General features: G+C 29.0%; 19 protein-coding genes. 17 read left to right on the top strand and 2 right to left on the bottom strand.

What is annotated here, in order from left to right; all coding sequences use genetic code 4:
• Positions 1-2 precede the first annotated feature (2 nt).
• The 11 genes from dxr (at position 3) to S100390_RS01740 (ending at position 16,381) form a co-directional block, all read left to right on the top strand.
• Entirely contained in the window at positions 3-1,151 is a 1,149-nt protein-coding gene (dxr, locus tag S100390_RS01690; RefSeq protein WP_231918066.1) for a 1-deoxy-D-xylulose-5-phosphate reductoisomerase, read from the top strand.
• A gap of 35 nt (positions 1,152-1,186) precedes the next feature.
• On the top strand, positions 1,187-2,539 hold the full coding sequence (gene rseP / locus S100390_RS01695) for an RIP metalloprotease RseP (RefSeq protein ID WP_070406576.1): 1,353 nt from the start codon (positions 1,187-1,189) through the stop codon (positions 2,537-2,539).
• A gap of 27 nt (positions 2,540-2,566) precedes the next feature.
• Positions 2,567-6,925: a PolC-type DNA polymerase III gene (locus S100390_RS01700; protein WP_070406577.1), complete on the top strand. Its 4,359-nt coding sequence runs from the start codon at positions 2,567-2,569 to the stop codon at positions 6,923-6,925.
• Positions 6,926-6,983: 58 nt separating this feature from the next.
• Entirely contained in the window at positions 6,984-7,877 is an 894-nt protein-coding gene (gene era, locus S100390_RS01705) for a GTPase Era (RefSeq protein ID WP_070406578.1), read from the top strand.
• A 6-nt stretch (positions 7,878-7,883) separates the two neighbouring features.
• Positions 7,884-8,627, top strand: a complete 744-nt coding sequence (gene recO, locus S100390_RS01710) for a DNA repair protein RecO (RefSeq protein ID WP_070406579.1) — start codon at positions 7,884-7,886, stop codon at positions 8,625-8,627.
• A 47-nt stretch (positions 8,628-8,674) separates the two neighbouring features.
• Positions 8,675-10,042, top strand: coding sequence for a glycine--tRNA ligase (locus tag S100390_RS01715; RefSeq protein WP_070406580.1), 1,368 nt, complete (start codon positions 8,675-8,677; stop codon positions 10,040-10,042).
• Between the two features lie 19 nt (positions 10,043-10,061).
• The gene (gene dnaG / locus S100390_RS01720; protein ID WP_070406581.1) at positions 10,062-11,939 is read left to right on the top strand and encodes a DNA primase; all 1,878 of its coding nucleotides are present in this window, start codon (positions 10,062-10,064) and stop codon (positions 11,937-11,939) included.
• A 5-nt stretch (positions 11,940-11,944) separates the two neighbouring features.
• Positions 11,945-13,276: a sigma-70 family RNA polymerase sigma factor gene (locus S100390_RS01725; RefSeq protein WP_070406582.1), complete on the top strand. Its 1,332-nt coding sequence runs from the start codon at positions 11,945-11,947 to the stop codon at positions 13,274-13,276.
• 12 nt (positions 13,277-13,288) lie between these two features.
• Positions 13,289-13,951, top strand: a complete 663-nt coding sequence (locus S100390_RS01730) for a tRNA (adenine(22)-N(1))-methyltransferase (RefSeq protein ID WP_070406583.1) — start codon at positions 13,289-13,291, stop codon at positions 13,949-13,951.
• Positions 13,951-14,697, top strand: coding sequence for a Nif3-like dinuclear metal center hexameric protein (locus tag S100390_RS01735; RefSeq protein ID WP_070406584.1), 747 nt, complete (start codon positions 13,951-13,953; stop codon positions 14,695-14,697). Before S100390_RS01730 ends, S100390_RS01735 begins: the two co-directional genes overlap by 1 nt.
• A gap of 124 nt (positions 14,698-14,821) precedes the next feature.
• A complete protein-coding gene (locus S100390_RS01740) occupies positions 14,822-16,381 on the top strand; it encodes a hypothetical protein (RefSeq protein WP_070406585.1) in 1,560 nt (519 codons plus the stop codon).
• A 60-nt stretch (positions 16,382-16,441) separates the two neighbouring features.
• Here S100390_RS01740 and ispH read toward each other — a convergent pair whose 3' ends face one another.
• A complete protein-coding gene (gene ispH, locus S100390_RS01745; RefSeq protein ID WP_231918067.1) occupies positions 16,442-17,338 on the bottom strand; it encodes a 4-hydroxy-3-methylbut-2-enyl diphosphate reductase in 897 nt (298 codons plus the stop codon).
• A gap of 236 nt (positions 17,339-17,574) precedes the next feature.
• On the opposite strand from ispH, the gene S100390_RS01750 reads away from it, so the two are divergent.
• The 6 genes from S100390_RS01750 (at position 17,575) to S100390_RS01775 (ending at position 25,118) form a co-directional block, all read left to right on the top strand.
• Positions 17,575-17,979: a hypothetical protein gene (locus S100390_RS01750; RefSeq protein WP_070406587.1), complete on the top strand. Its 405-nt coding sequence runs from the start codon at positions 17,575-17,577 to the stop codon at positions 17,977-17,979.
• A 172-nt stretch (positions 17,980-18,151) separates the two neighbouring features.
• Complete coding sequence (locus tag S100390_RS01755; RefSeq protein ID WP_070406588.1) at positions 18,152-18,880, top strand: hypothetical protein; 729 nt, start codon at positions 18,152-18,154, stop codon at positions 18,878-18,880.
• A gap of 76 nt (positions 18,881-18,956) precedes the next feature.
• Positions 18,957-20,339, top strand: a complete 1,383-nt coding sequence (locus tag S100390_RS01760) for a DEAD/DEAH box helicase (protein ID WP_070406589.1) — start codon at positions 18,957-18,959, stop codon at positions 20,337-20,339.
• A 124-nt stretch (positions 20,340-20,463) separates the two neighbouring features.
• Complete coding sequence (locus S100390_RS01765) at positions 20,464-22,446, top strand: ABC transporter permease (RefSeq protein WP_070406590.1); 1,983 nt, start codon at positions 20,464-20,466, stop codon at positions 22,444-22,446.
• Between the two features lie 2 nt (positions 22,447-22,448).
• The gene (locus tag S100390_RS01770; RefSeq protein ID WP_070406591.1) at positions 22,449-23,429 is read left to right on the top strand and encodes an ABC transporter ATP-binding protein; all 981 of its coding nucleotides are present in this window, start codon (positions 22,449-22,451) and stop codon (positions 23,427-23,429) included.
• Positions 23,430-23,564: 135 nt separating this feature from the next.
• Positions 23,565-25,118: an MATE family efflux transporter gene (locus tag S100390_RS01775; RefSeq protein ID WP_070406592.1), complete on the top strand. Its 1,554-nt coding sequence runs from the start codon at positions 23,565-23,567 to the stop codon at positions 25,116-25,118.
• 64 nt (positions 25,119-25,182) lie between these two features.
• On the opposite strand, the gene S100390_RS01780 is transcribed toward S100390_RS01775, so the two are convergent.
• Entirely contained in the window at positions 25,183-26,304 is a 1,122-nt protein-coding gene (locus S100390_RS01780; protein ID WP_070406593.1) for a GNAT family N-acetyltransferase, read from the bottom strand.
• Positions 26,305-26,415: the final 111 nt, after the last annotated feature.

The raw sequence follows: 26,415 nt of genomic DNA on the forward strand, positions 1-26,415 counted from the left end.
TAATGATGCGAGAACTTATTATTTTTGGGGCTTCAGGGAGCATTGGGCAACAAGCCTTACAGATTATAAAAACCAATCCAAATGATTTTATCCTTAGGGCGATTAGCGTCTATCATAATGTGACCGTTCTTGATGAAATATTACCAACATCACCAACAATTAAGATGGTTCATGTTGCTGATGCAACACAACAAGCAGCATTTACTGTTAAGTATCCAACAATTACTTTTGTTACTGAAGAAGCGGGTTTTGATCAAATTTTAACAACATTCCCATCAGCAATGGTTCTTAATGCTATTGGGGGGTTTGCAGGATTGTACCCAACTTTGCAAACATTGCAAGGATATCACCGTACCTTATTATTGGCAAATAAAGAATCACTAGTATTAGCGGGTGATTTAATTAATAACTTATTAGAAGAACATCAAAATCAGTTGTTTCCAATTGATTCTGAGCATTGTGCAATTTTTCAATGTTTAGAGCAAGATAATCCGGTGCAAGAGATTATTTTAACTGCTTCAGGAGGAATGTTTGCTGATAAAACATTAGCTCAATTAACAACAATTGATGAAAGCCAAGCTTTGTGTCATCCAAACTGACAAATGGGACAAAATATTACCATTGATTCTTCAACAATGGTTAATAAAGCTTTTGAAGTTATTGAAGCATATCATTTATTTAAAACAAAAAATATTACTGTTGTGTTGCATCCCCAATCAATTTTGCATTCAGCGGTGCAGTATGAAGATTACTCAATTTTAGCACAGTTATCACCACCATCAATGATTCAAGTTTTAAATTATTTTTTCTATTATCCGCTGCGGAAAAAAAATCCTTTATTAAAACCATTAGATTTTAGTGATTTAATTACTTTAACATTTCAAAAAGCAGATTTATCACGATGAAAGGCGCTAAAATTAGCTTATCGTTGTTTGAATGAAAACAACGCTTTGGCTGTTGCTTTTCATACAGCAAATGAACAGTTACGAGCGTTATTCTTAGCGGGAAAAATTAAATTTTATCAAATTGTTGATTATATTGAGTTTTTTATGGATAAAATTAAGCCACAAAAACTATCTAATTATCAGCAAATAAAACAATTAAATGATACTATTAAAAGAGAAATTATTAATTATTTTTCCGAAAAATAATGTTATGAAAAGGTAAGTTAGGAGTTAGTCGATAAATGTCAGCGGGAATGATAGTTTTAGGATTTGTAATTGGCATTATAATTTTATTAATGCTAGTTACAGTTCATGAATTTGCCCATTTTGTTATTGCAAAATTATCGGGAGCATATGTTTATGAGTTTGCAATTGGGTTTGGCCCAAAGATTTTTTCTTGAGGGAAAAAAGAAACGCGTTATTCGATTCGAATTTTTCCTTTTGGTGGTTATGTGTATATTGCCAGTGAATTAGTTGATGCTCCAAAAGGGCGCGAAGAAGAGGAAGTTCCAAAAGAACGAAAAATGGAGAACATTGCTAAATGAAAACGATTAATTTTTATTGTGGCGGGAGCTTTAATGAATTTTTTTATTGCTGTTTTCATTTTTACAACAACTTTTGCTGCTTTAAATGCCAAACCATCAGATATGACATATTGAGGAGCAAAATATGATGTTGGAGGAGCAGCATATAATGCTCTAAAAACAAGTAAAGAACCAATTGGACAGGATATTGTTATTTTAAATTATTGATTAGGTTCGAATCAAACCACTCTTAAAGTGGCACAAAATTATTATCGTGATCATGAAAAGGATGATGAAAAATATAATGAAGCTAATAAGATTTTAGTTAGTCATCTTGGAACTATTAATAATATTCCAAATTATCAAACAACAGTTTATAATTTTATTAATAATTTAAAAAAACAATATAATCAAAGCGATGAACATCAGCGCGCTAATTTTATTACATTAGATTTTGTTCGGGTGAACAATAAAAAAGAGGTAACAACCGATTCAAATAATCGATTGTTTCAAACTGAACCAGTTGAATTAAAAATAACTGGCAGTACTTATACCGTTGGGATTCGTGCACCTGATCGCCAGTTTGCTACAACAGCACAGGCTTATGGTTATGGTTGACGTGAAACCTTTACTGAATCAGTAACAATTTTAAAATCATTTGGTTTATTATTTACTGGTCAATGAGGACAATTATCAGGACCAGTTGGAATTGCAAAAACAGTTTCTTCAATTTTAACGGAAGGACCGGCATTATTTTTTATGTATGTCGCAATGTTATCAGCAAACTTATTTGTTTTAAATTTAATTCCGATTCCACCATTGGATGGATACAAATTCTTAGAAACATTAATTGAAGGAATTGTTGGTGGTGGGAAACGTCTCAAAGGACGTTTCCAAATTTGAAAACAGCGTCATAATCCAGCACAGCAAAAATTATTATTAGAAGAATATCAGGTAAAAGAACAAAATTGGCAGCTTCCGCACAAGGCAAAAATTATTATTAATGTCACGGGGGCAGTGCTCTTTATTTTATTATTTATTGGAATAACAATTAAAGATGTCTTTTTTTAAAGAAGAGAGATAGATGAGGGATGGCAAATGGATCAACAATTGGTAAAACTATTTACAGTTAACAACTTAGAATTTCCTGATAATTATTTTGCTGATGCAAAAATTATTAAAAGCGAGTATAGTACAGGAGAATCGTTTTTTCGTGTTATTATTGAAATTAATGATTTTTTGCCAACTGATGTTTTATTAAAATTAGAAACAACGTTATTAGCAAACCCAACATTACCAACGAAAGTTTCGTTCCTAGTACGGAATAAAAATTATCAATTAGAAACTATTTTTACTTATTTAGAATATATTCGTTTTAATAAATCAGAATTAAAAAATAGTTTTTTTAGTAAATTACCACCATCACGTTTTATGTTAGTAGATAATATTTTAAAAATTACAGTTCATTCAGATAGTGAAAAAAAACTTGTTAGTGAACATTGTCATTATTATGAAAACAAATTACGTCGTTATGGGTTTCATAATTTACGATTAGATTTAATAGTCGATTTACAAGAAAATAATATTTTAGAAATTAATGAACAAGAATTAATAAAATACCAAGAAAATCAGCAGAAAAATGAAAGTTTAATGTTAAAACCAGCAATTACAACAAAGCAGGCACGGAATGGAACTAATAATTATGTAAAAGGAAAAATGGGACAAGTAAGTTACGAACGTCTTGCTGATATTGACCAAGATGCGCCAAATGTCACAATTTATGGGAAAATTGTTAATAAGGATCGACAATTAATTTCCACTAAAAAATTTATTTATACAATTACGATAACTGATTATAGCGATACTATTGCTGGAAAGTTTTTTACCCGCACTGAACAAGCAGATGATTTTTTTGAAGAGCTAAAAATTGATGAATGAGTTAGCATTTTTGGTGATATTCGTTATGATACTTATGCTAATGAACAAATGCTTTTTATTAAAAAAATTGAGCGATTAGATCGCGAGGACTTATATCGTGAAGATAATGCGGATGAAAAGCGTGTTGAATTACATTTACATACTAAAATGAGTGCAATGGATGGCGTTGTTAATATTCCTGCCCTTTTTAAAACATTACAACATTGAAAGCATTCGGCAATTGCTTTTACTGATCACTTAAATGCCCAAGCTTACCCCGAAATTTATAATATTAATATGAAATATCCTGATATTAAAGTTATTTATGGGGTGGAAGCTGACATGCTGGATGATAAAGTTTGATATGTTAAAAATCCTCATCATCATGATTTACGGACAGCAAAATATGTTATTTTTGACTTGGAAACAACTGGTTTGAGTAGTAGTTATGATGAGATTATTGAGTTTGGAGCAGTTATTATGGATGGGATTAGTGGTGAACGAAAAATTATTAATCACTTATTTAAACCAACAATTAAATTGTCTTCATTTACAACCGAATTAACCGGAATTACTGATGAATTATTAGCTGATAAACCAACTTTTATTGAATCAATTGACCAAATTTTAGAATATTTTAAAGATGCAATTTTGATTGCCCATAATGCAGAATTTGACTTAGGTTTTATTCAATCATGGTTAGAAAAAGCCGGTCGTTCTAAAATTAATAATACTGTTATTGATACCTTGCAAATATCAAGGATTTTAGAACCAACGTTAAAGAACTACCGTTTAGGAACGATTGCACGTTGTTATAATGTTATTTATAATGAAGAAGTAGCGCACCGTGGAGATTATGATGCGATTGTTTTAACTGATGTTTATGAACACCAGTTACGCAAAATGATTAATGTTTATGGGGTTGAATTTGATGATGATATTGATCAAATTCATAATTCTGCTGTTTATAAAAAGTTACGACCAAAACATATGACAATTCTTGCCAAAAATCAACAAGGATTATTGGAATTATTTAAATTAATTACAGCGGCACATACAACCTATTTTTATTCGTCACCAAAATTATTACGCAGTGTAATTAATGAACATCGTGCTAATTTGTTAATTGGTTCATCGTGTGTTAATGGTGATGTTTTTGAAGTAGCAAGGAACAAAGATCTTAGTGAGTTAACAGAAGTTATTAGCTTTTATGATTATATTGAAATTCAACCCCCAAGTGTTTATAAACACTTGGTTCAAATGGGTGATTTATCAGAGGACCGGTTGTTAACAGTTATTAAAGATATTATTTATGCTGCAAAAAAATTAAATAAATTAGTTGTTGCAACTGGTGATGTTCATTATCTTAATCCAGAAGATAAAATTTTTCGTGAGGTTTATATTAATGCGAAAGGAATTGGGGGAAGACCGCATCCATTGTATGATTATAAACAACGGGTGACTGATTACCCTGATCAATTTTTACGAACAACAACGGAAATGTTGCATGAGTTTAAATTTTTAAATGATGATGCATTAATTCACGAAATTGTTGTTACAAATCCAAATCTTATTGCAAACCAAATTGAAAAAGTTGAAATTATTAAGGATAAATTATACACTCCCAAAATTGATGGCAGTGATGAACTTTTAAGAGAATTATGTTATCAAAATGCTTATAAGATTTATGGAAATCCATTGCCAGAAATTGTTGCAAAACGGTTAGAACGAGAATTAAGTGCAATTATTAAACATGGCTTTGCCGTTATTTATTGAATTGCTCATAAATTAGTTGATAAATCATTACAAGATGGTTATTTAGTTGGATCGCGAGGAAGTGTTGGGAGTAGTTTTGTTGCAACAATGAGTAATATTACGGAAGTGAATCCCTTGCAGCCACATTATTTATGTTCAAATTGTAGTTATAGTGAGTTTATTGTTGATGGGTCAGTAAAATGTGGTTATGATTTACCATCACGTAATTGTCCAAAGTGTCAACAACCATTAAAAGGAGAGGGCCATGACATTCCTTTTGAAACATTTTTAGGATTTGAAGCAGATAAAGTTCCTGATATTGACTTAAACTTTTCTGGTGAATATCAACCAATTGCCCATGATTTTACGAAAGAAATGTTTGGAGAGCGGAATGTTTATCGTGCTGGTACAATTTCAACTGTGGCAGAAAAAACTGCTTATGGATATGTTAAAGGTTATTTTGAAAATAAGAATACCTTGCATTTAAAACGCCGGGCTGAATTAGAACGAATTGCCAAGGGGTGTGAAGGAGTTAAACGAACAACGGGGCAACATCCAGGGGGAATTGTTGTTATTCCAAAAGAATATCAAGTTGAAGAATTTACGCCTGTTAATTTTCCTGCTGATGATATCAAATCAAATTGATTGACAACACACTTTGATTTCCACGCTATTCACGATAATGTTTTAAAATTAGATATTTTAGGGCATGTTGATCCAACAGCATTACGAATGTTAGAAGATTTAACAGGAATTAATCCAAAAACAATTCCAACCAATGACGAAGCAGTGTTAAGTCTTTTTCGTAGTCTAGATGTTTTAAAAATTAAACCAGAAGATATTAATGGTGAAAAAACAGGAGCAATTGGAATTCCGGAGTTTGGGACTTTTTTTGTTCGGAAAATGTTATTAGATACTAAACCAACGTCTTTTGCTGATTTAGTTCAAATTTCAGGATTATCACATGGAACAGATGTTTGAATTGGTAATGCACAAGATCTAATTCGAAATCAAAATATTCGAATTTCTGATGTTATTGGGTGTCGTGATGATATTATGGTTAACTTAATTTATAAAGGATTACCAGCGCAAAGTGCTTTTAAAATTATGGAAGATGTTCGGAAGGGAAAAGGGTTAACTTCAGAACAAGAGCAATTAATGCGAGAAAATAATGTTGAACAATGATATATTGATTCATGTAATAAGATTAAATATATGTTTCCTAAAGCACATGCAACAGCTTATGTTTTAATGGCATGACGAGTGGCGTGGTTTAAAATAAATTATCCTGTTGAATATTATGCAACATTCTTTTCAACCAGAACTGATGTTTTTGATATTAAAACAATTTTAAAAGGAGCAGAAACAATTAAACAAGTTTTACGCGATATTCAAGTTCGTTTGGATAATAAAGATTTTAATGCACCAAATAAACCATCGCAAAAAGAAAAGGATTTGATTCCCGTTTATGAAATTGCGTTAGAAATGTACGCTCGGGGTATTAAAATGAGTAATATTGATTTAAAAACAAGTATGAATAAAAACTTTACCGTTGTTGAAAATGATAATAATGAAAAAATTATTTTACCACCATTTTCAGCGATTGATGGTTTAGGGGGTGCTGTTGGAGATAGTATCATTAATGCTCGGAAAGAAAAACCTTTCTTATCAATTACTGATTTGCAAAAACGAACAAATATCACAAAAGCGCATTTAGAATCTTTTGAAGAACTTGGAATTTTAAAAGATTTATCATTAGATGATCAAATTGCATTTGAATTTTAAAATAATAATCTTTTACCTTATTTTCCTTTATAATTAAATTAATTACGAGGTGATAAAAATGACAATTAAATCGGGATTTGTGGCAATTGTTGGCCGCCCGAATGTTGGAAAGTCAACATTATTAAATACAATTTTAAATAATAAAGTGGCAATTGTTACTGCGAAAGCTCAAACAACACGTAATCGAATTCAAGGGATTTATAATGACAATGAAGCACAAATTGTTTTTATGGATACACCAGGAATTCATAAAGCACATCATGAAATGGGGAAATTTATGAATAAAGTTGCTTTATCCACGACAAAAGCAGCGGATGTTATTTTATTTTTAGCACCCGTCAATGAGCATATTGGCGATAATGATCGCTATATTATTAAAGCACTAGAAGAACGAGGGGTTCCCATTATTTTAGTTGTTACTAAAATTGATTTAGTATCAAAAGGGGATTTAATGGTTAAAATTGCGGAATGAGAAAAGGTTCATAATTTTACTGCTGTAATTCCAATCTCAGCGTTAAAACATGAAAATGTTCCTAAGTTGCTAACATTATTAAAAGATCATTTAACAGAGGGACCACAATATTATCCTGATGACATGTTAACTGACCAGCCTGAAAAGTTTTTAATTCGTGAAATTATTCGAGAAAAAATTTTACTTTTAACTGAAGATGAAATTCCGCATAGTGTAGCAATTTTAATTGATAAGGTTGACGAACAACGAACATTGTTAAAAATTATGGCCTCAATTTGTGTTGAACGTGATTCTCAAAAGGGGATTGTGATTGGCAAAAATGGACGACTAATTAAGGAAATTGGCACTCAAGCTCGTTTAGAATTAGAACAAATTTTAGGAACAAAAATATTTTTAGAGTTATTTGTCAAAGTGGTTGAAAAATGACGTGATAAACCATCAATGATTGCTCGTTTAGGATATAACAAAGAAAGTTACTAAGTAATAATGACAACAAAAGTTACTGGGATCGTTATTAATAAGCAAAGTTATGATGATGATAGTGAAATTATAACGGTTTTTACTAAAGAGTTAGGAAAATTAGCTTTTTTTGCTCCGGGTGTTCGGAAAATTACTTCAAAGAATCAATATGCGGTGCAGTTATTAGCAACTAGTGAATTTGAAATATTTTTATCATATCAAACAAGTAAACTAAGTAAGTTAAAAACAGGGAATTTGTTAATAACGCGAATTAAATTAACACAAAATTATGATGATTACTTATTAGCAACATTGCTTTGTGAGATTACTGAACAAGCTGTTGAGGAGCGGTTTTCTGATTTAAAATTATATGATTTATTATCAACAGCATTAAATAATTTACTTGCTTGAGAAGATAATTTAACTGTTGTGATTGTTTTTATGTTCCAGGTTTTAAAATGGTATGGCTTACAATGGAATTTAACAATGTGTAAACGTTGCGGTGGAAAAAGTAATATTAAAACAATTAGTTTCATTGAAGAAGGATATATTTGTAAAAACTGTTATTTACCAACGGATTATCTTTTTTCAATTGAATTAGTTAAAATTTTTAGTATGACATCCCTAGATAATTTTTATTTTCATAATAAAATTAATGTCAAAGAAATGATCGTTTTATTTAAAATGCTATGTGAGTATTATTTAACGAAAGTTGGGATTTTTTCTTATAGTATTTATGAAATGCAGAAAAAATCAATTTATTTTAAATAATAACATAGTATAATTGAGGGTAGAGAAATAAAAAGGAGTTATATTTAATGCGATATACATTAGAAGAAGTTGTTAATCATTTAAAATCACAAGGCTTTGTTTTTCAAGGGAGTGAAATTTATGGCGGTTTAGCAAATAGTTGAGATTTTGGTCCATTAGGTGTTGAGTTAGAACGAAATTTAAAAAATTTATGATGACAACATTTTATTATAAAATCAAAATATAATGTTGGTCTGGATAGTACAATTTTAATGAATAATAATGTGTGAAAAGCCTCAGGCCATTTAGGAAATTTTGCTGATCCATTATTAGATTGTAGGAAATGTAAAACTCGTATGCGAGCAGATAAATTAATTGAAGATAATTATCCTGATCTTAATTGTGGGGGATGAAGTAATGAACAATTAAAAAGTTTTATTGACGAAAAAAATTTGCTATGTCCAAATTGTGGTGCACATGATTTTACTGATATTCGTCAGTTTGAATTAATGTTTAAGACAAACCAAGGGGTACTGGAAGATGAAAAATCGATTGTTTATTTACGACCAGAAACAGCACAAGGAATTTTTGTTAATTTTAAAAATGTTCAACGTTCATTACGAAAAAAATTGCCTTTTGGAATTGGCCAAATTGGAAAGTCATTTCGAAATGAAATTACGCCGGGAAATTTTATTTTTCGGACACGCGAATTTGAACAAATGGAACTAGAATTTTTCTATCATCCGGATGACCAAACAGATTGGTTTGAATATTGAGTTAAAGAAGTTACTAAGTTTTTAAATTTAATTAATCTAAATCCTAAGAATTATCTTTTTCGTAACCATGAAGCAAGTGAATTAGCACATTATGCTAAACGCACAATTGATGTTGAATATAAGTTTCCGTTTGGAACGGGTGAATTATGAGGAGTTGCTGATCGTGGTGATTTTGATTTACGTCAACACAGCAGAATGAGTAAACAAGATTTAAGTTATTTAAACCAAGAAACAAACGAAAAAATTTTGCCACATGTTATTGAACCGTCAGTTGGGGTTGGGCGTTTAATGTTAGCAATATTATATGATGCTTATCATGTTGAAAAAATTGGTGATAATGATTCACGAATTGTTTTGAAATTAAGTCCATTGTTAGCACCATATCAACTTGCTGTTATTCCATTAAGTAAACAATTAAATGAAGCAGCTTATCAATTATATGAAAAATTATTAAATCAGTTTCAATGTACTTATGATGAAACAGGAAACATTGGGAAACGTTATCGTCGGCAAGATGCAATTGGAACTCCATTTTGTGTCACTTTTGACTTTGAATCATTAGAAGACCAAAAAGTTACTGTTCGTAATCGAGATACAATGGTTCAAGAACGAATTGATATTGCAAATTTAGAAGATTATTTTAGAGCATTATTAAAATAATTAAAAGGAGGAGGAAGGTATGGCATTAATTAGTAATGAAAAGATTGATTTAATTCGGTCAAAAGTAAATATTGTTACAGTAATGTCAGAGTATTTATCACTGGAAAAGCGGGGGCGGAATTACTGAGCTGTTTGTCCTTTCCATCAAGATTCACATCCTTCAATGAGCATTTCACCAGAAAAGCAAATCTATCGTTGTTTTGCTTGTTCAGCTGGTGGGAATGTTTTTACTTTTTTACAAGAATATGAAAATATTAGTTTTATTGAAGCGTTGAAAAAAGTTGCTGTAATGGCTAATATCTCCTTAGATGAATTAACAACTTATCAAGAAAAAGCAAAATATGATGAAATTGATAAATTAATTTTTGAAATTAATGCTTTAGCACAAGCTTATTTTAGTAATAGTTTGGCAACAAAAAAAGCCTATAATGCAAAAGAATATTTAGCAACAAGAAAGATTACACAACAAGAGATTGAGTTGTTTAATATTGGTTATGCTGAAAGTGGCTTTGATCATTTATATCATTTTTTAATAAAAAAAGGATATTCTATTAATGACATTCAACAAACTGGATTAATTACTATTAAAAATGGGAATGTTTATGATTATTTCAATAATCGTGTTATGTTTCCAATTAAAAATGAGGATAGTTATATTATTGGATTTTCTGGTCGGGTGATTGGCCAAGATGATAAAGTTGCCAAATACTTAAATAGTCCAGAAACAAAAGTCTTTAAAAAAGAACAATTAATGTATAATATTCAACGAGCAAAACCATTCATTCGCCAACAAAATAACTTGATTTTGTTAGAAGGATATATGGATGTTATTAGTTTAGATAAATTGGATATTAAAAATACGGTTGCTTTAATGGGGACTAATTTAAGTGATTATCACATTAAGGAAATTAAAAAGTTAACAGGTGAATGTTTAGTCTTTTTAGATGGTGATCAAGCAGGAATTAATGCTAGTTTAAAAGTTGCTGCAAAGTTATTAGTTAATAATTTGAAAGCTAAAATTGTGTTAAATGAAACACAACAAGATCCCGATGAATTAGTTAATAGTGGCCAAGGGGAATTAATTCATACAATGTTAACGCATGCTATGCATCCAATTAATTTTGCAGTTGATTATTTTAAAAATAAATTTAATTTAGAAGCAGCAAATGAGTTAGAAGAATTCATTAATGTTGTTGGAACCTTAATTAAAGCAAGTCCTGATCCATTAGAACAAGAATTAGCAATTAATAATTTGGTAAAAATTACTGGTATTTCAAGCGAAACAATTCAAACTAAAATTAATCAAATTAAAGCGTATCATAAACCCTTAGCAAATGCGCCAGTTTCAGAGCCAATGCACTCGACTGATTCTTCTGAATTAGCAAAAAAGAGGGAAAAATCAGCAACAGTAATTATTAAAGATTCTAATGCTGTTACAAAAACAAAATATAAGATTAAAAGTTTAAAACGTTATATATTAGCGGAACAAAAAATGTTGTTACAATTGCTTGCTTCTAGAAAAGCAGCTGATTTTTATCAAACAAAAATAGCAAACTTAAATTTTAATGGTTACCGATTACTAGCAAATGATATAATTATATATTATAATAGACATTTAGGGGCAGAAAATGTTAATATTAGTATGTTGTGTGATGAAATAAATGATCCGGATTTAAAAAAAATGTTAATGGACATTATTGATAAATCAACGATTAAAACTAAATATAATAAGAAAGAATTAGAAGACTATGCGCTGCTAATTGATGATTTTGCCAATGAAAAAGAGATTGCAATGCTATGAAATAAACTAGAAAAAGCAAATAATCTGATTGAACAACAAACCATTTCGATGGAAATTGATAAGATGAACCAACGGTTAAAATTTAAAAAGGGGTAGAGAAAATGGGATTATCAAAAAAAGACATTAGAGAAATGAAAACTTTTGATGAATTTAAAGATTATATTAATAAATTTTTAGAAGAAAATAACAATGAAATTGAACAAGAAAAATTAATTACTTTAATTAATGATCATTTTGAGATTGATGATAATGATGTTGACGAGTATTTTGAAGAACTTGTTGCAAATGGAGTTGAATTTAGTGATGTTAATTTGGAAGAAGTTGAAGAGGTTGAAGAAGTAGTTAAACCAGGAAAAAAACAAAGTGAAGATAAGTTACGTTATAAAGTTGGGGGAATTTCAAACGAAACTAAAATTCAAGATATTATTAAAGCGTATTTTAATGTTTTAGGAACAAGTAAAATTCTAACGCGTGAAGAAGAAATTAAATATGCTAAAATGTTGGAATCATCAGATCCTGAAGAAAAACGATATGGTCGTGAAAAATTAATTACTTCAAACTTAAAGTTAGTCGTATCGGTTGCCCGTAAGCATTTAAACCGAGGACTAGATTTTTCAGATTTAATTGAAGAAGGAAATATTGGCTTAATGAAAGCAGTTGATAAGTTTGATTATACCCGTGGTTTTAAGTTTTCAACGTATGCAACATGATGGATTCGTCAAGCTATTACACGAGCAATTGCTGATCAAGCTCGAACAATTCGAATTCCAGTCCACATGGTTGAAACAATTAATAAATTAACAAGGATTGAACGTCAGTTAACACAAGAGTTGGGTCGTGAACCAAGTTTTAATGAAATTGCTGAACGAATGGGGCAAGGAATGACTGGTGAAAAAGTACGTGAAATTAAACGATTATCAATTGAACCAGTTTCATTGGAAAAACCAATTGGAGATGAAGATGATACTCATTTTGGTGACTTTGTTGATGATAAAGACATTTTTACACCGGATGAATATGCTGAAAAAGAGTCATTACGGGAAGTAATTGATGAAGTTTTTCATGAAATTTTATCAGCACGTGAGGAAAAAGTAATTAGAATGCGGTTTGGAATTTTACCAACAAAATTAAGAACAGTTTTAAGATTAGCAAAAGAATGTGAAGATGAAACTTTCCCGGAATTGGTGCAAACAGTGAAAGCATTAGATATTCACTATGATACCCCAATTGAAAAAGTTCAAAGTCGAAAAAATAAACTAATTGATAAACATTTGTCAAAATATGATTCACCAAAAACATTAGAAGAAGTAGGAAAAGAATTTAAAGTTACTCGTGAACGAATTCGCCAAATTGAGGCAAAGACAATTCGAAAATTTAAACCAAACCAAGCTAATTCAAAAGCAAAAGTATTAAAAGACTTTTTTAAAGGATAGGTGTTTTAAACCATGGATAGATTATCAGAACGTTTATTATTAATTGCAAAACAAGTTAATGATAAAGACGTTATTTGTGATATTGGAACTGATCATGCAATGATTCCAATTTATTTGGCAAAAGGAAATTTAATTACCAAAGCGTATGCTTGTGATATTGCGGAAAAACCATTGGAGCAAGCAAAAAAGAATATTGCTAAATATCAGGTTGGGGAAATTATTACTCCGATTTTAGCCGATGGATTGCAAGGACTTGCAAATATTAAAATTGATTCAGGTATTATTTCGGGGTTAGGTAGTGCTAGCATCCTTGAAATTTTACAGCAAGATTCAGATTTAATTGACCGCTATATTTTGTGTTCAAATGATGATCCAATTATTTTGCGTCAATGAGTTAAGGAAAAAAAGTATTTTATTGAAAAAGAACTTTTGATTAAAGAAAATGAAATTATTTATGAAATTATTGTTATTAATAAAGTTGCTGGACAAAAAGTTAGAAATAAGAAAGATATTCTTTTTGGACCATTATTACAAAAAGAACAAACTAAACTTTTTCAAGAAAAATGATTATTAAAAAATGATTATTTTCAAACATTATTAAATAAAATTCCAGTAAAAACAAAACGCTATCAAGAAATTAAAACAAAATTGAAAATGATAAATAAGGTGATTTAATGCTAATTAAAAAATTATATCAAGAAATTGAAACTGACTTTCCATTAAAAACAGTAGCGAAATGAGATTACAGTGGTTATCAATGGGGAGTTAAAAATAGTGAAGTAACACAAATTTTTGTTAGTTTGGATTTAACTACAGAAGTGATTGATGAAGCCATTGCTCAAAAAGCGAATGTGATTATTACACATCATCCGTTTTGTTTTGGGAAGAAAAAAACATTATATCAAATTGGCTATAAACAAGAAATTTTAAAACGTTTGAAAGAACACCAAATTTCAGTTTATGCTCTCCATACTAATTATGATGGTTTAATGAATGAACTAATTTTACAAGAAATAAATGCTCAAAAAATTACTTCGTTTGTAGGTGATCCTTTTACTAAAATTGGTTATGTTACATTAACGGTTGATGAAATTATTACCAAGTTAAAAACAATTTTTAACATTGTAACAGTGCAACATAATTTAACAAATTATCAGCAGCCAATAACAACGGTTGCTTTAGCAGCTGGTGCTGGTGGGGATATTATTGCTAAACTTGATAATGAAGTTGACCTTTTTATTACCGGCGAAGTAAAGTGAGACCAGTGAGTGCTAGCAAATGAGAAACGACTTTCAGTTGTCTGTTTTAACCACTATATGGAAGATTTTTTTAGTAACGCTTTTGCTAGTTATTTAAAACGTAAATTTCCAACTTTATCAGTTATAGGTTATCATATTAAAAATATTATTAACTACCGTTAGTAATATTTTTTAATTTTGCAAAATATTGCAATATTTTGCAAAATTCAAGCATATTTTTATTTGATTATTCTTTTTTTAAGTCATAATTAATAAGGCAATTAAAAAAGGAGATGTCTATATAAAAATGAAAAAACTATTAACATTGTTGGGAATTTCTGCTTTGACAACAACAGGAGTTGGTACAATTGTTGGATGTCATCAGTATTCTCAACTAGAGGAAGACCCCAATATTGGGATCGCTAAAGATGCCGAAATTTTAAACAAAATTTCACAACGTGCTTCTAATGGTTTTTTAGATTATATTCGAACTAAAAACATTATTGATAGTACTGAATATCAAACTCAATTTGATAATTTATATACAATGGTTGATAAAGATAAACAAAATGTGCCCATTATGCTAACTGACCTAAAAGTTGAACCAGCTTTATCAATTTTAAGTACTGGTTTTATGGCAAGTTTTAATAATATTAATAATGCAATTATTAATGATTATTCAAATTATTATATTAATACAACACCATTAGCCATAGTGCCCAATAGTTTAACATACCATCTAAATTTTATTGACGTTGAACAATTGGCAGTTATTTCTGATCCAACGATTAAAAATGTCCATGCTGTTCGACTTGATTTTAATTTTAAATTTGAAGTTCATTTTAAAACGTTAGTATCATTTTCGGAGTATTCAATGCAATATATTATCACTGATAATCCAACAGTAATGAAAAAAGTTTTAGCGGGGTTCATTAGTAAAATTTCAAAAGTAGTTGTTGCTTTCTTTAATAAAGAAGGAACATTCCAAATTGATAAGAATAATGATTTTAAATCAGTTTATGATAATTTTAATGTTAATTATACAAGTAATTTTACCGATTTAGATAATATTATTTTTACAAAATTAAAAAAGGTTTTAACAGAAGATGTTAATTTAAAAACTTTTAGTGATAATATTAAATATAATTCAGCAATTCCATTATTAACGTTGTTAACTAGTGCGGTTAATGATAAAACAAATGGCCAAGTTGTTGTCCGTTCCGAAACAGCTTCATATAATTGGGCTGGTGAAAATTATCAGGTGAGTCAAATTACACCAGAACATTTTGTTAAATTTTATCGTTCGTTTATTAATGTTTTTAATACCGGGGGTAATAATTTAAATTTAGCAACTTTTAATATTAATTTAGGAAAAATAATTGTTGCTGGCTTGCCATTATCAGGCGCTGTTGTTAGCGACGAACATCCGTTAAAAGTCCAAGTTGAAATTACAGAGGAAGGTTTAACAAATAAATTAATGCAATTTGGAAATTTAATAACTGCTTTTTTTAAACATTTTCAAATTGAATCAAATAAAAACTCGGGAGTGTTTTATCTTAACCAAGCAACGTTTGATAAATTTTTAGCTTTGTCACAATATGATTATAGAAAGGTTTTACGTATTTTATTTAATGATTTTAAGGCCTCTGAGGAAGCAAAAGATTTACCAGGTTTAAATATCTTTAGTTTAGGAAATTTAAGTAGAAAAAATCATAATCTTCAATTAAATACCGATAAAACTAGTTTTATTTTAGGGCGGCGCTTAATTTGAAACTTTGATTTTCATTTTGGAACAAATAATGCGATTTTTTATACTGGTTGGACTTCATGGTATTTTGAACTTCGGTTTGAAAAATCTAAGGTATAATTTTAAGATAATAAAAATAAATAGGAATCTTTTTGTTATAAAAAGATTCCTATTTATTTTTTAGATGGTTTCTAAAAAGCGAATTACTTCTAATTGAATAATACTTGGTGTTGAAGCACCAGCAGTAACAGCAACACAACTTTTGTTTGTCAGTCATGCCAGGTCAATATCATTTTTATCATTAATACGATATGATTTAATGCCAATTTGTTCTCCCATTTCTACTAATTTTAAAGTGTTGCTGCTGCGTTCATCACCAACGACTAATAAAAGATCAATACTGGTTGAGTCTAAATTCAAAACTGCATTTTGTCGTTCTAATGTTGCATTACATAAGTCGTTTTTAAAAGTAATTTCATTAGGAATTAATCTTTTAATTTTTTCAACAATTGCTTCAATATCAATCTTTGATAGAGTTGTTTGATTAGTAATTAAGATTTTTTTATTCGGATCAAGACTGGGAAGAATTGCATCAACTTCTTCTTCGTTTGTAACAAGTTTGATGGTTGAACTAATTGCTAACATTGCATTTGTCTCTGGATGAAAGTGCTTTCCAATAAAAATAATTTGATAGTCGTCTTTTAATAAGTATTCTTTAATTAGGTCCTTAGTTACTGTTACTCATTCACACTCGGTATCAACAAGCGTAATATTTTTCTCAGCAGCAACAGTTTTAATTCGATCATCGCTGCCGTGGGCGCTTAATATGACAACAGCATTATCTGGTAATGTCTTAATTAACTCTAACCGATCAAGTTTAAAATCATTGACAGGAATTACACCTAAGTTAACAATTTCTTCAATGACATGACGATTATGAACCAAATAACCTAACATATAAATTTCGCGACCAGCATATTTTATTGCTGCTTCTTTTGCTCATTTAATTGATTTGACAACACCAAGGCAATATCCGCGTGGTGTTACTTTGACAACTTTCATTTTTTCACCGTCCATTTTATCTATTTATATGATAACACAACTAAAAAATGTTAGTTTTATCATTTTAAAATAATCTATTAAAGGTATTTATTAATTTGGTTAAATTTGATACAATTATATAGTCTATTTTAAGGTAAAGGATATGATTTTCCTTAAAATATTACATTTATCTTAAATTAGTAATACTTTAGGATAAAAATAATTTAATTAAATATATAGCGCTAAGAGCATTATATGAAAGGAGATTGAGTATGGCAAGCTCAAAAACTGTGAAAACTAGCAAGGCATCAGCGCCTAAAAAACAAGTAGTAAAAAATGGTGTGGAAGAAAAATGACTATTTATTAAGGAACAAGCAGTAGTAGATTCAACTCCAGCAATGAAAAGATCAATTGATCGTTCGGTTGGAGATGTTTATACTAAAACTGCTGCGGATTATCGCGCCAAAGATGGTTCAGCAATTACTACCGCAATTACTGCACAAAGATTAATTGCAGAGAGATTAGGAAAATCAACAGCACAACGTAAAGCACTTGAAGCAAAAAAACGTAAAGAAGCAAATGAAAAATTAGAAGCATTTGGAAATGGGAACCCTGCCAAAAAAGCAACACCAAAAAACAATGGTGCAAAAAAACGACAAGGAAAAAATCTTCGTTAAAAAAATAAGAGAAAAAATAGAGATAGTAACAATAACTAGTTTGACTAGTTATTGTTTTATTTAAAGTTTTTATTAATGTTTTTCCTGTTTTATTAAAAATAGAAAAATAAAATTAAGAATTTTAAATAATTAGGATTATAATAAACTTAAATGAGGGGGAAGAGGTTAAATTATGAGAACATTTGCAAAATGAAGTATTGCTTTAATTTGAATTATTGTTTTATTTATTTTAGTCTTAGCGTTAGCTTTTTTAGCTGTTCATTATAATGGTTATTATTGAGAAGGCAAGGAACTACCTGTTAATGTTAAGGATATTAAAACATTCGATGGGAATGGTTATCAATTAATTGCTGAATTAGGACTTGGAAAAGTAATGCGATTAGCAACAAGCGGCAGTTTTATTTGAGGATATTCCAATTATGTTACTGTTAATGGTTTAGCAATTGATTTGATGGAATGATTAAAACACCCAGGAAGTGTTATAAATGGTGTCATTCAATGACCATCAGACTATGAACCTGAAATTGGAACAAATTTTGCAACAGTGACTGGAAGCATTGTTGTTGCCTTGTTAGTTGCCATCCCAGTTTTAAGTCTTGTTGGTTTTTATATAACTGCAAAAATGGTTAAAGCAATGACTCGCCCATATTCAATCGAATATTTAGATGCTCAAAAAAATCTTAAAAAAACAAAAACGCATGCTAAAAAAGCATTAGCAAAAATGACAAAAGCCGTTAAAAAGGGTCAAGAGCAACCAACCAATTTTGCAAAAGAAAAAGAATATTGAGCTAATTTATTAGACCAAGCACAAGCTGCTTTTAACAAAGAAAAAGATCTTTTTAAAATTAAATATAATAAAAAAACTACAATCAGAAAGATAAATGTTATTGCTGGAAAATAGCAGTTTAAATAGTGAAATTAGCAATAATTTCATTTTTTATTTATGTTATAATTTTGATATTGAGAGGGTGCTAATAATGAATAATTTTGATAAGTTAGGTTTAAAACGATTTCTAAATTTAGGTTTGGAACAATTAAATTTTACAGAACCAACAATGGTACAAGAAAAAGTTATTCCATTGTTATTAAAACATCAAAATGTTATTTGCAAAGCTCATACTGGAACTGGCAAAACTTTTGCATTTTGTTTACCGATTTTAAATAATTTAGATTATGAACAATCAAGCATTCAGTCAATTATTGTGACACCAACCCGTGAGTTAGCAAAACAAATTTATGATAACATTCGTTTTTTTAAAACATTTCAACCAGCATTACAAGTTAATTGCTTTGTTGGGGGAGAAGACATTAAACGGCAAATAGAACAGTTAGAACGAAATCAACCGCATATCATGGTTGTAACACCAACACGGTTAAAGGATTTGTTTGATCAACAAAGTTTAAAATTAGGAAAGTTAACAACATTTATTATTGATGAATGTGATATGATTTTTGATTTAGGTTTTATTGAAAATGTTGATTATCTTTTAAGTAAAGTTAATCCTAACGTTCAAGTTTCTGTATTTTCAGCAACAATTCCAGAAGTGTTAAAACCATTTTTAATAAAATATTTAAAAAATCCGCATTATTTGGATTTAAATGCTAATCAAATAACTAACCAAAATATTACGCATATTTTAATTCCAACTAAGCATCAAGAACGAAGTACTATTTTATTAAAACTTTTAAAAACATTTGATCCTTATTTGTGTTTGATTTTTGTTAATAAGAAAGAAGAAATTAATAAATATTATGATTTATTATTAGAACATAATTATTCAGTAACCCAATTGCATGCTGGTTTAGAACCACGGTTACGAACTCAAGTTGTAAAACGAATTCGTAATTTAGAATATAAGTATGTTATTGCTAGTGATATTGCGGCGCGAGGAATTGATTTTGTTGGAGTAAGTCATATTATTTCAATTGATTTACCAAATGACTTAGAATATTATATTCATCGTAGTGGGCGAACTGGACGGGCAAATTATACTGGTTATAGTTATGCTTTGTATGATACAAAAAATTTAACGCTGGTTGAACAATTAATTGCAAAGGGAATTGCTTTTAAGTATCAAAAATGAAATCAGGTGAATGAATTAGTTGATATTGATTTAGTGATTAATAAACCAAAAAAACAAAATTCAGAACAAGTTAATAATGAAATTAATAAAATTATTCATCGTTATAAAACAAAAGATAATAATAAAAAAATTAAACCTGGTTATAAAAAGAAACGAAAAGAAGAAATCGCGGCGTTAAAGAAACAAATTCGTCGTGATCATATAAAAGCATCAATTAAGAAAATTAAAAAAGAAAAAGCAAAAGAACGGGGGATTAAATTATTTGATAAAGAATAATAAGGTAAGGTTTAAAAATTTAATTTAAAAAAACAACAAAACCCTTTTTTTTTTTTTTTTTTGTATAATTATTTCATAATTTCTAAAATTAGAAATTATTTATTAAATAAATAGGAGGAAAAATATGACTCATAATGAGGCGACAAAGACAACAAGTATTAAGAAAAAATCAGATCTAAAGAAAAAAATTAGTTCGTTTTTTTCAATAAAAATGCTTCGTTATACTTTAATTAAAATGTTAAAATCACCATCAACATATGTAATGTTTGTTTTAACATTTGCAGTAGGATTAATTATTACTATTTCGATGTCAACATCAATGATGGATAATCCTAGTGGTGAATATAGTGAGATTGCAAAATCAACATTTAACATTTATGCATGAATTTGATATATGCTATACTTTGGCTTAACATCAATGTTTATTGGATTTAAAGCCGTCCAACTAGTTCGCGATGAAATTGATGATGGAACATTACTAATTTTTTCATCAATTCCAATTTCACGAACAAGAATGATTATTGAAAAATGATTAGCATTACAATTTTTATGTTTAATATATTCAGTAATAATTTTGTTAGTGCCACCTTTAATTTCATTAGGAATGGGACCAAAAGGACTTGCCCTAGGAAAAGCAATCTTAAGCAAAGTTAATTTTATGATTTTAACAAGTTTTATTTTACAATTATTTTTAACAACAATTGGAATTTTAATTTCATTAGGATTAAATGCAAAAGGAGTTATTGGAATTTTATTTACAATTGGTTTTTTAACTGTAATTGGTGCAATGATTCCGTTTATTTATAATTCAACGAAACTTTCTGATAAGTCTTCAGCATATTTAATGAAAACAACGGACTTAGCAAAAAGCCCCGTCAAATTTAATGATTCTGAACTTATTAAAACATATCATAATATGCTTGATCCTGTTGGATGACCAACTTGAAATTATTACAATAACAAACTTCTACTTAACATTAATTCTAATTTAGATAGTCAAACAGTTGGTTCATTTAATGTTACTAGTTTAGCTAATAATATTAATGCGGCAATTCAAAGCGCCATAGCAACTGCAGGAACACCAACAATTAATTGAGAACAGTTTGTAGCAGAAGTTAAGAAAAATCCAACTAATTATCCAAATTTAGCAAAATTAATTAACAATTATGTTTTAGAATTTGATGGTTATAATCCAAAGTCATTTACTGAAACTGAAATTGGAATTGATAAAGTTCAATTTTTCAATAATACTGATAAAGGAATTAATATTTTAGGGCAATTTTATCAAGAGCTAGCAAGTGGGAATCCCCTTATTGTTTCATCAACAAAACCATCATCAGCAAAAATTAATTTAAATGAATTAGATGAAAGTAAATTAACAACCAATACTTCAAAACAAATTTATAAAATTATGAAAACAATGTATGATAAAGGAGTATTTTCACCAACAATTATTGGTTATGATAATAAATACAGTTTTGGACGATATGGTGATTTACTTTCACCAAATGTAATTGCAGGTTCTATTAATGAAAACTTATCAGCTGATAGTCATAAACATTTTAATGATTTTAGAGATAATTTAATAAACTTTTTAACAAATAATTTGTATTTGCAAAATGTCTATCTTGATGATCCTGTAATGTCAATCTATTATCAATTTGTTTCACAAATGTATTATTGGTTGAATCAAGGAGCATATTCAAGATCTTCAGATAGTTCTATTTTTGATGATAATACTAAAGCAACATCAGAATTGCAAAGTATTACAAATGCTCAAACAGAATATAAATTAATGGCTTATTTAAATATTTGGCAACAATGAGTTATTATGTGAACTGGTGATGCCCGCGCAAGTTTGACAGGACAAGATAATATTGTGTCATCAATGTTATTACCATTAAATAATTATTTAGAAGCAAAAGTTAATAATGTTGAATACAAAGTTAATAGTAATGCCACACAAAAAGGATATTTCTTAATGGCTGATTTTAATAAACCGGTAACTTTAACTAGTTTAACAGGAATGTATGCTGGTTATTTATTAGTAACTGGTGGATTAGCAGCAATAACATTATGATGAATTACAAGAAAGGATTTTGTATAGTTATGAAAACAAAGAAAAATGATTTTACACCAGATCCTAATTTAGCAATTGAAATTCATGGATTTACAAAAAGATTTAAAAAATTTGTTGCCGTTGATAATATTGATATGAAAGTTGCAAAGGGGAAAATTCATGGTTTTATTGGGCCAAATGGTAGTGGGAAAACAACAACAATTAAATCGTTGGTTGGAGCAATTATTCCTACCATTGGTAATTTTAATATTGATGGTTTGAAAGCTAATTCTCCAGCAGCTAAAAAAATTATTGGATATATTCCTGAAAATGCTCGTTTTCCAAAGCATTTAAATGTTTATCAATACTTAGTTGAAATGAGTTATTTACGTGATATTCCTTTTAAAGATGCTAAAGTAAAGGCAAAGAAAATTTTAGAGAATTTAAATTTATGAAAATTTCGGAGTAAAAATCCTAATACTTTTTCATCAGGAATGAAGAAAAAAGTTTTATTAGCTCAAGCTTTAATTGCTGATCCAAAAGTGTTAATTTTAGATGAACCTGCCGCTAATTTAGATCCAACTGCACGCCAAGAATTATTTAATGATTTGATTCGAATTAAAAACCAGGGCAAAACAATTTTGATATGTTCGCATATTCTAACAGAATTACAAGATATTGCAGATGAAATTACAATTTTAAATTATGGGAAAGTTGTTTTTTCAGGAACGGTTATTAATGCTAGTCAAAATTATTATCAGTTTACAGTAATGGAGCAACCAATGTTAAACGATTTTGAAGCAGTAATTAAAAAATTAAATATTCCGATTATTGAAAAATTAGAAGATTCATTAATTTTGCATTTAGAAAAAGAAAGTGAGCAAATTAAACAAATTGCCCATCATGCTTTTGAGAAAAAAGTAATTTTAATTACAATTAAACCATTTGTAACAAATATTACTGAAATTTATGATCGTGTTGTTTTTTCAGTTAATAAAAATTTTGGGCATGCAAGTGCATTAACTAATTAATTAAAGATATCTTTTCTTAAAAAACCTTAATAAATTATTTTTTTGAGCTATAATATAAAATGGATTATAAATATAGTTTCATAAATTACTTTACTTAGTAAGGTTTTTTGTTTTTTGTAGTAGAGGGGGATTAAGTTGTCAGAAGTTTTAACGGTTCGTGAGAAAAAATTACGGTTTGAACAACCATGAAAAACAATTGCATACTTTTGTATTCCAACAGTTTTTTTAATGGTTGTCCAAGGATTATATAATATTATTGATAAAAAATTAGCTTTAGCATTTGTTGCACCTGATGCAATTTATGATCAATTTTATATTGATGCTTATAATCAAATAACAGGAAGCGCTGTTTCTGTTGTTCCATTAGATGATATGCGTTCATTTATTAATGTAGCAACACAATATGCTTCACAAACGTATAATTTACAATGATCATTTAGTATTATGATTGGAATGGGCTGTGCAATGAATTTTTCAATTGCCTATGGTCAACGTGACATTCCCAAAATGCGTCGGATTGCTGGAAATGGGTTTTCAACAACGGTGCTCTTTTCGATAATAATAGCATCTGCAATTTTTTGTATTGTGTACCCCGGATGAAATGCTGTTTTCATTACTTCTCAAATGGGGGAAAATTATAATCCAATTACAGAACGACTATGTTGGGAATATTCATATCCAATGTTAGCAGCAGCCCCAATGATGTTCTTAAGTTATTATTTTATGTCATTAATTCGTAGTGAAGGGCGAATGAAATGAGTAACAATAATGATTTTAAGTTCAATTGTTATTAATTCTGTTGCTGCAATTTTCTTTATGAAAGTTTGTCATTTAGGAATGGCTGGTGCAATGTTGGGGACAGTTTTTTCTTGAACAGTGCAAGTAATATGGGGATTAATTATTGTTTTTAAAACAAAAAATAGTTATTCAAAATTTTATTGAAGTGATTTACTCCACATTGAAGGTAGAAATGTTGCTGATTTTGCAAAGGCGGGGTTACCAAATTTTATTAATAATGCTGCTTTAGTTATTACATCATATGTTGCAACATCACTTGTTGGGCAATTACCAAATCAAGTCATTCATAATCGTGTCCCGGTTTTGCAAGAACTTTATTCTTCAATTGTGCCATGAATGACATTAGTTTTATCCGCCGGGATTGGAGTCACCCAAGGGGCGCGGAGTATTATTGCTTATAATTATGGGGCGAAGAAAAATGCTCGGATTTGAGAAATTTTAAAGCGAGTTAGTTTATTGATTATTATTTGGTTTAGTCTAATGTTAGTTGTTTTCATTTTGTTTGGAAAAGATATGATGATTCTGTTTGCTTTTCCACCAGAGTATGCGACTCAATATCGTTGATGAATTGTTCTAAACTTTATGACATATCCATTTTGTTCGTTGACTTATATTGCTTTAACATTGTTCCAAGGAATTAATCGTTCAATTTTAGCAACTTTTACAAGTAGTTTACGTTCAATTGTTGTCATATTACCTTTGATTGGTATTGGATATGGGGTTAGTCAAGCAACTGGTAATCCAATTTTCTATTATGTTTTTATTGGTTTAAATGATTTAATTGCAGCAGCAATTATTATTCCAATTTTAGTTTATTTTTGAAAAAAATATCGTACGAAATTAATTGATGAACCAGATCCATATTTCAATGAATACCAAGAAGATTTATAATTAAAAAAAGGATTAAAATTAAGCCGTAAGAAAAATAAGAATTAGGTAATTTCCTAATTCTTTTTTATGTTATTTCGTCGTTATTTCTGTCAACAAGGATTACTCATTTATCCTTTGTTGAAAAACTATAACAATTTTGATGATAATTATTAATAACAAAATCATTTAAAGGGGTAATAGCCATCAGATATTTTTGATCAAGGATTTCACTATTACATTTTTTACAAGTTAAATTATTAACCATATAATTAATTGTCGTTTGTTGAATGGTTTGAATATCTTTAATTTTACCTTTACTAATTTTAGTTGCAATTTGACTTAAATCGCTTCCCTTTGTTTTTGTGACATATTCACTTAAATATAAATTAATTGGGCGGAAACCTAATTTGCGATAAACATTATATCCTTCTGGGGTAGCAATTAAACCAACTAAATCATAATCTTGATTATAAACACGGTTAATTAAATGATTCATCATTAATTTTGCTAGTCCTTGGCGGCGAAAATTTTGGTGTGTTGAAATATCATCAATAATGGCAATCTCTTTTTCAAAATAAATGTTTCCTGTTGCTGCGGGAAGATCGTTTTTATATAATAAATCAATTTCAGAAATATCTTTATCCTTATTTAGTCTCAATAATGTTTTATAAAAGGCATAATCCCAACTTTTTGGTCCCATAGCACTTTCTAAAATTTTACTAAAATCAGTTAAACGTTTGTTATCATTAACTCGGCGAAACTTAATACTTTTATCAACTTTTATTTTATGTTTTTTTCATTTTGTTAAATCAAGAACCATTCCAACTAAAATTTCATTTTGAACAAAACCTAGTGATTCAAAAAAAGCTTGTTCTTTTTCATCAATTTTTTCACCAATGGTATATCATAAAAAATCTAAATCATTGTCAACATAGTCTTTTACTAACTCTTTAACACGTTCAGCGTCTTCTTGATAATCTAGTTGGGTACTAATAGCAATTGTATAAGTTTTGTTAACATCATTGCTAATATCAGTCATATATATTTCGTTTTCAGTATCAATTAATTCATTTCGAATTCGTTTATCTTGAAAAGGGTTAGTCATATAACGAACAAAATTTTGTGCCAATTTTGTTGCTTCGTACTCCCCCTTAATACGAAACATTCGTTTAATTTTTGGGTTCTGTCGATACTTTCTTCGCTTCATCTTTTCATCCACCTTAAATTATATATATTATATCGTGTTTTTAGTAAACTTGCATTAAATTATTAGTTATTGTTGTAAAGTCGTAACAGTTATTAAAAAATTTTTTTAAAT

Origin of the sequence: Spiroplasma sp. NBRC 100390 (assembly GCF_001886495.1) — a bacterium.
GTDB lineage: Bacteria > Bacillota_I > Bacilli_A > Mycoplasmatales > Mycoplasmataceae > Spiroplasma.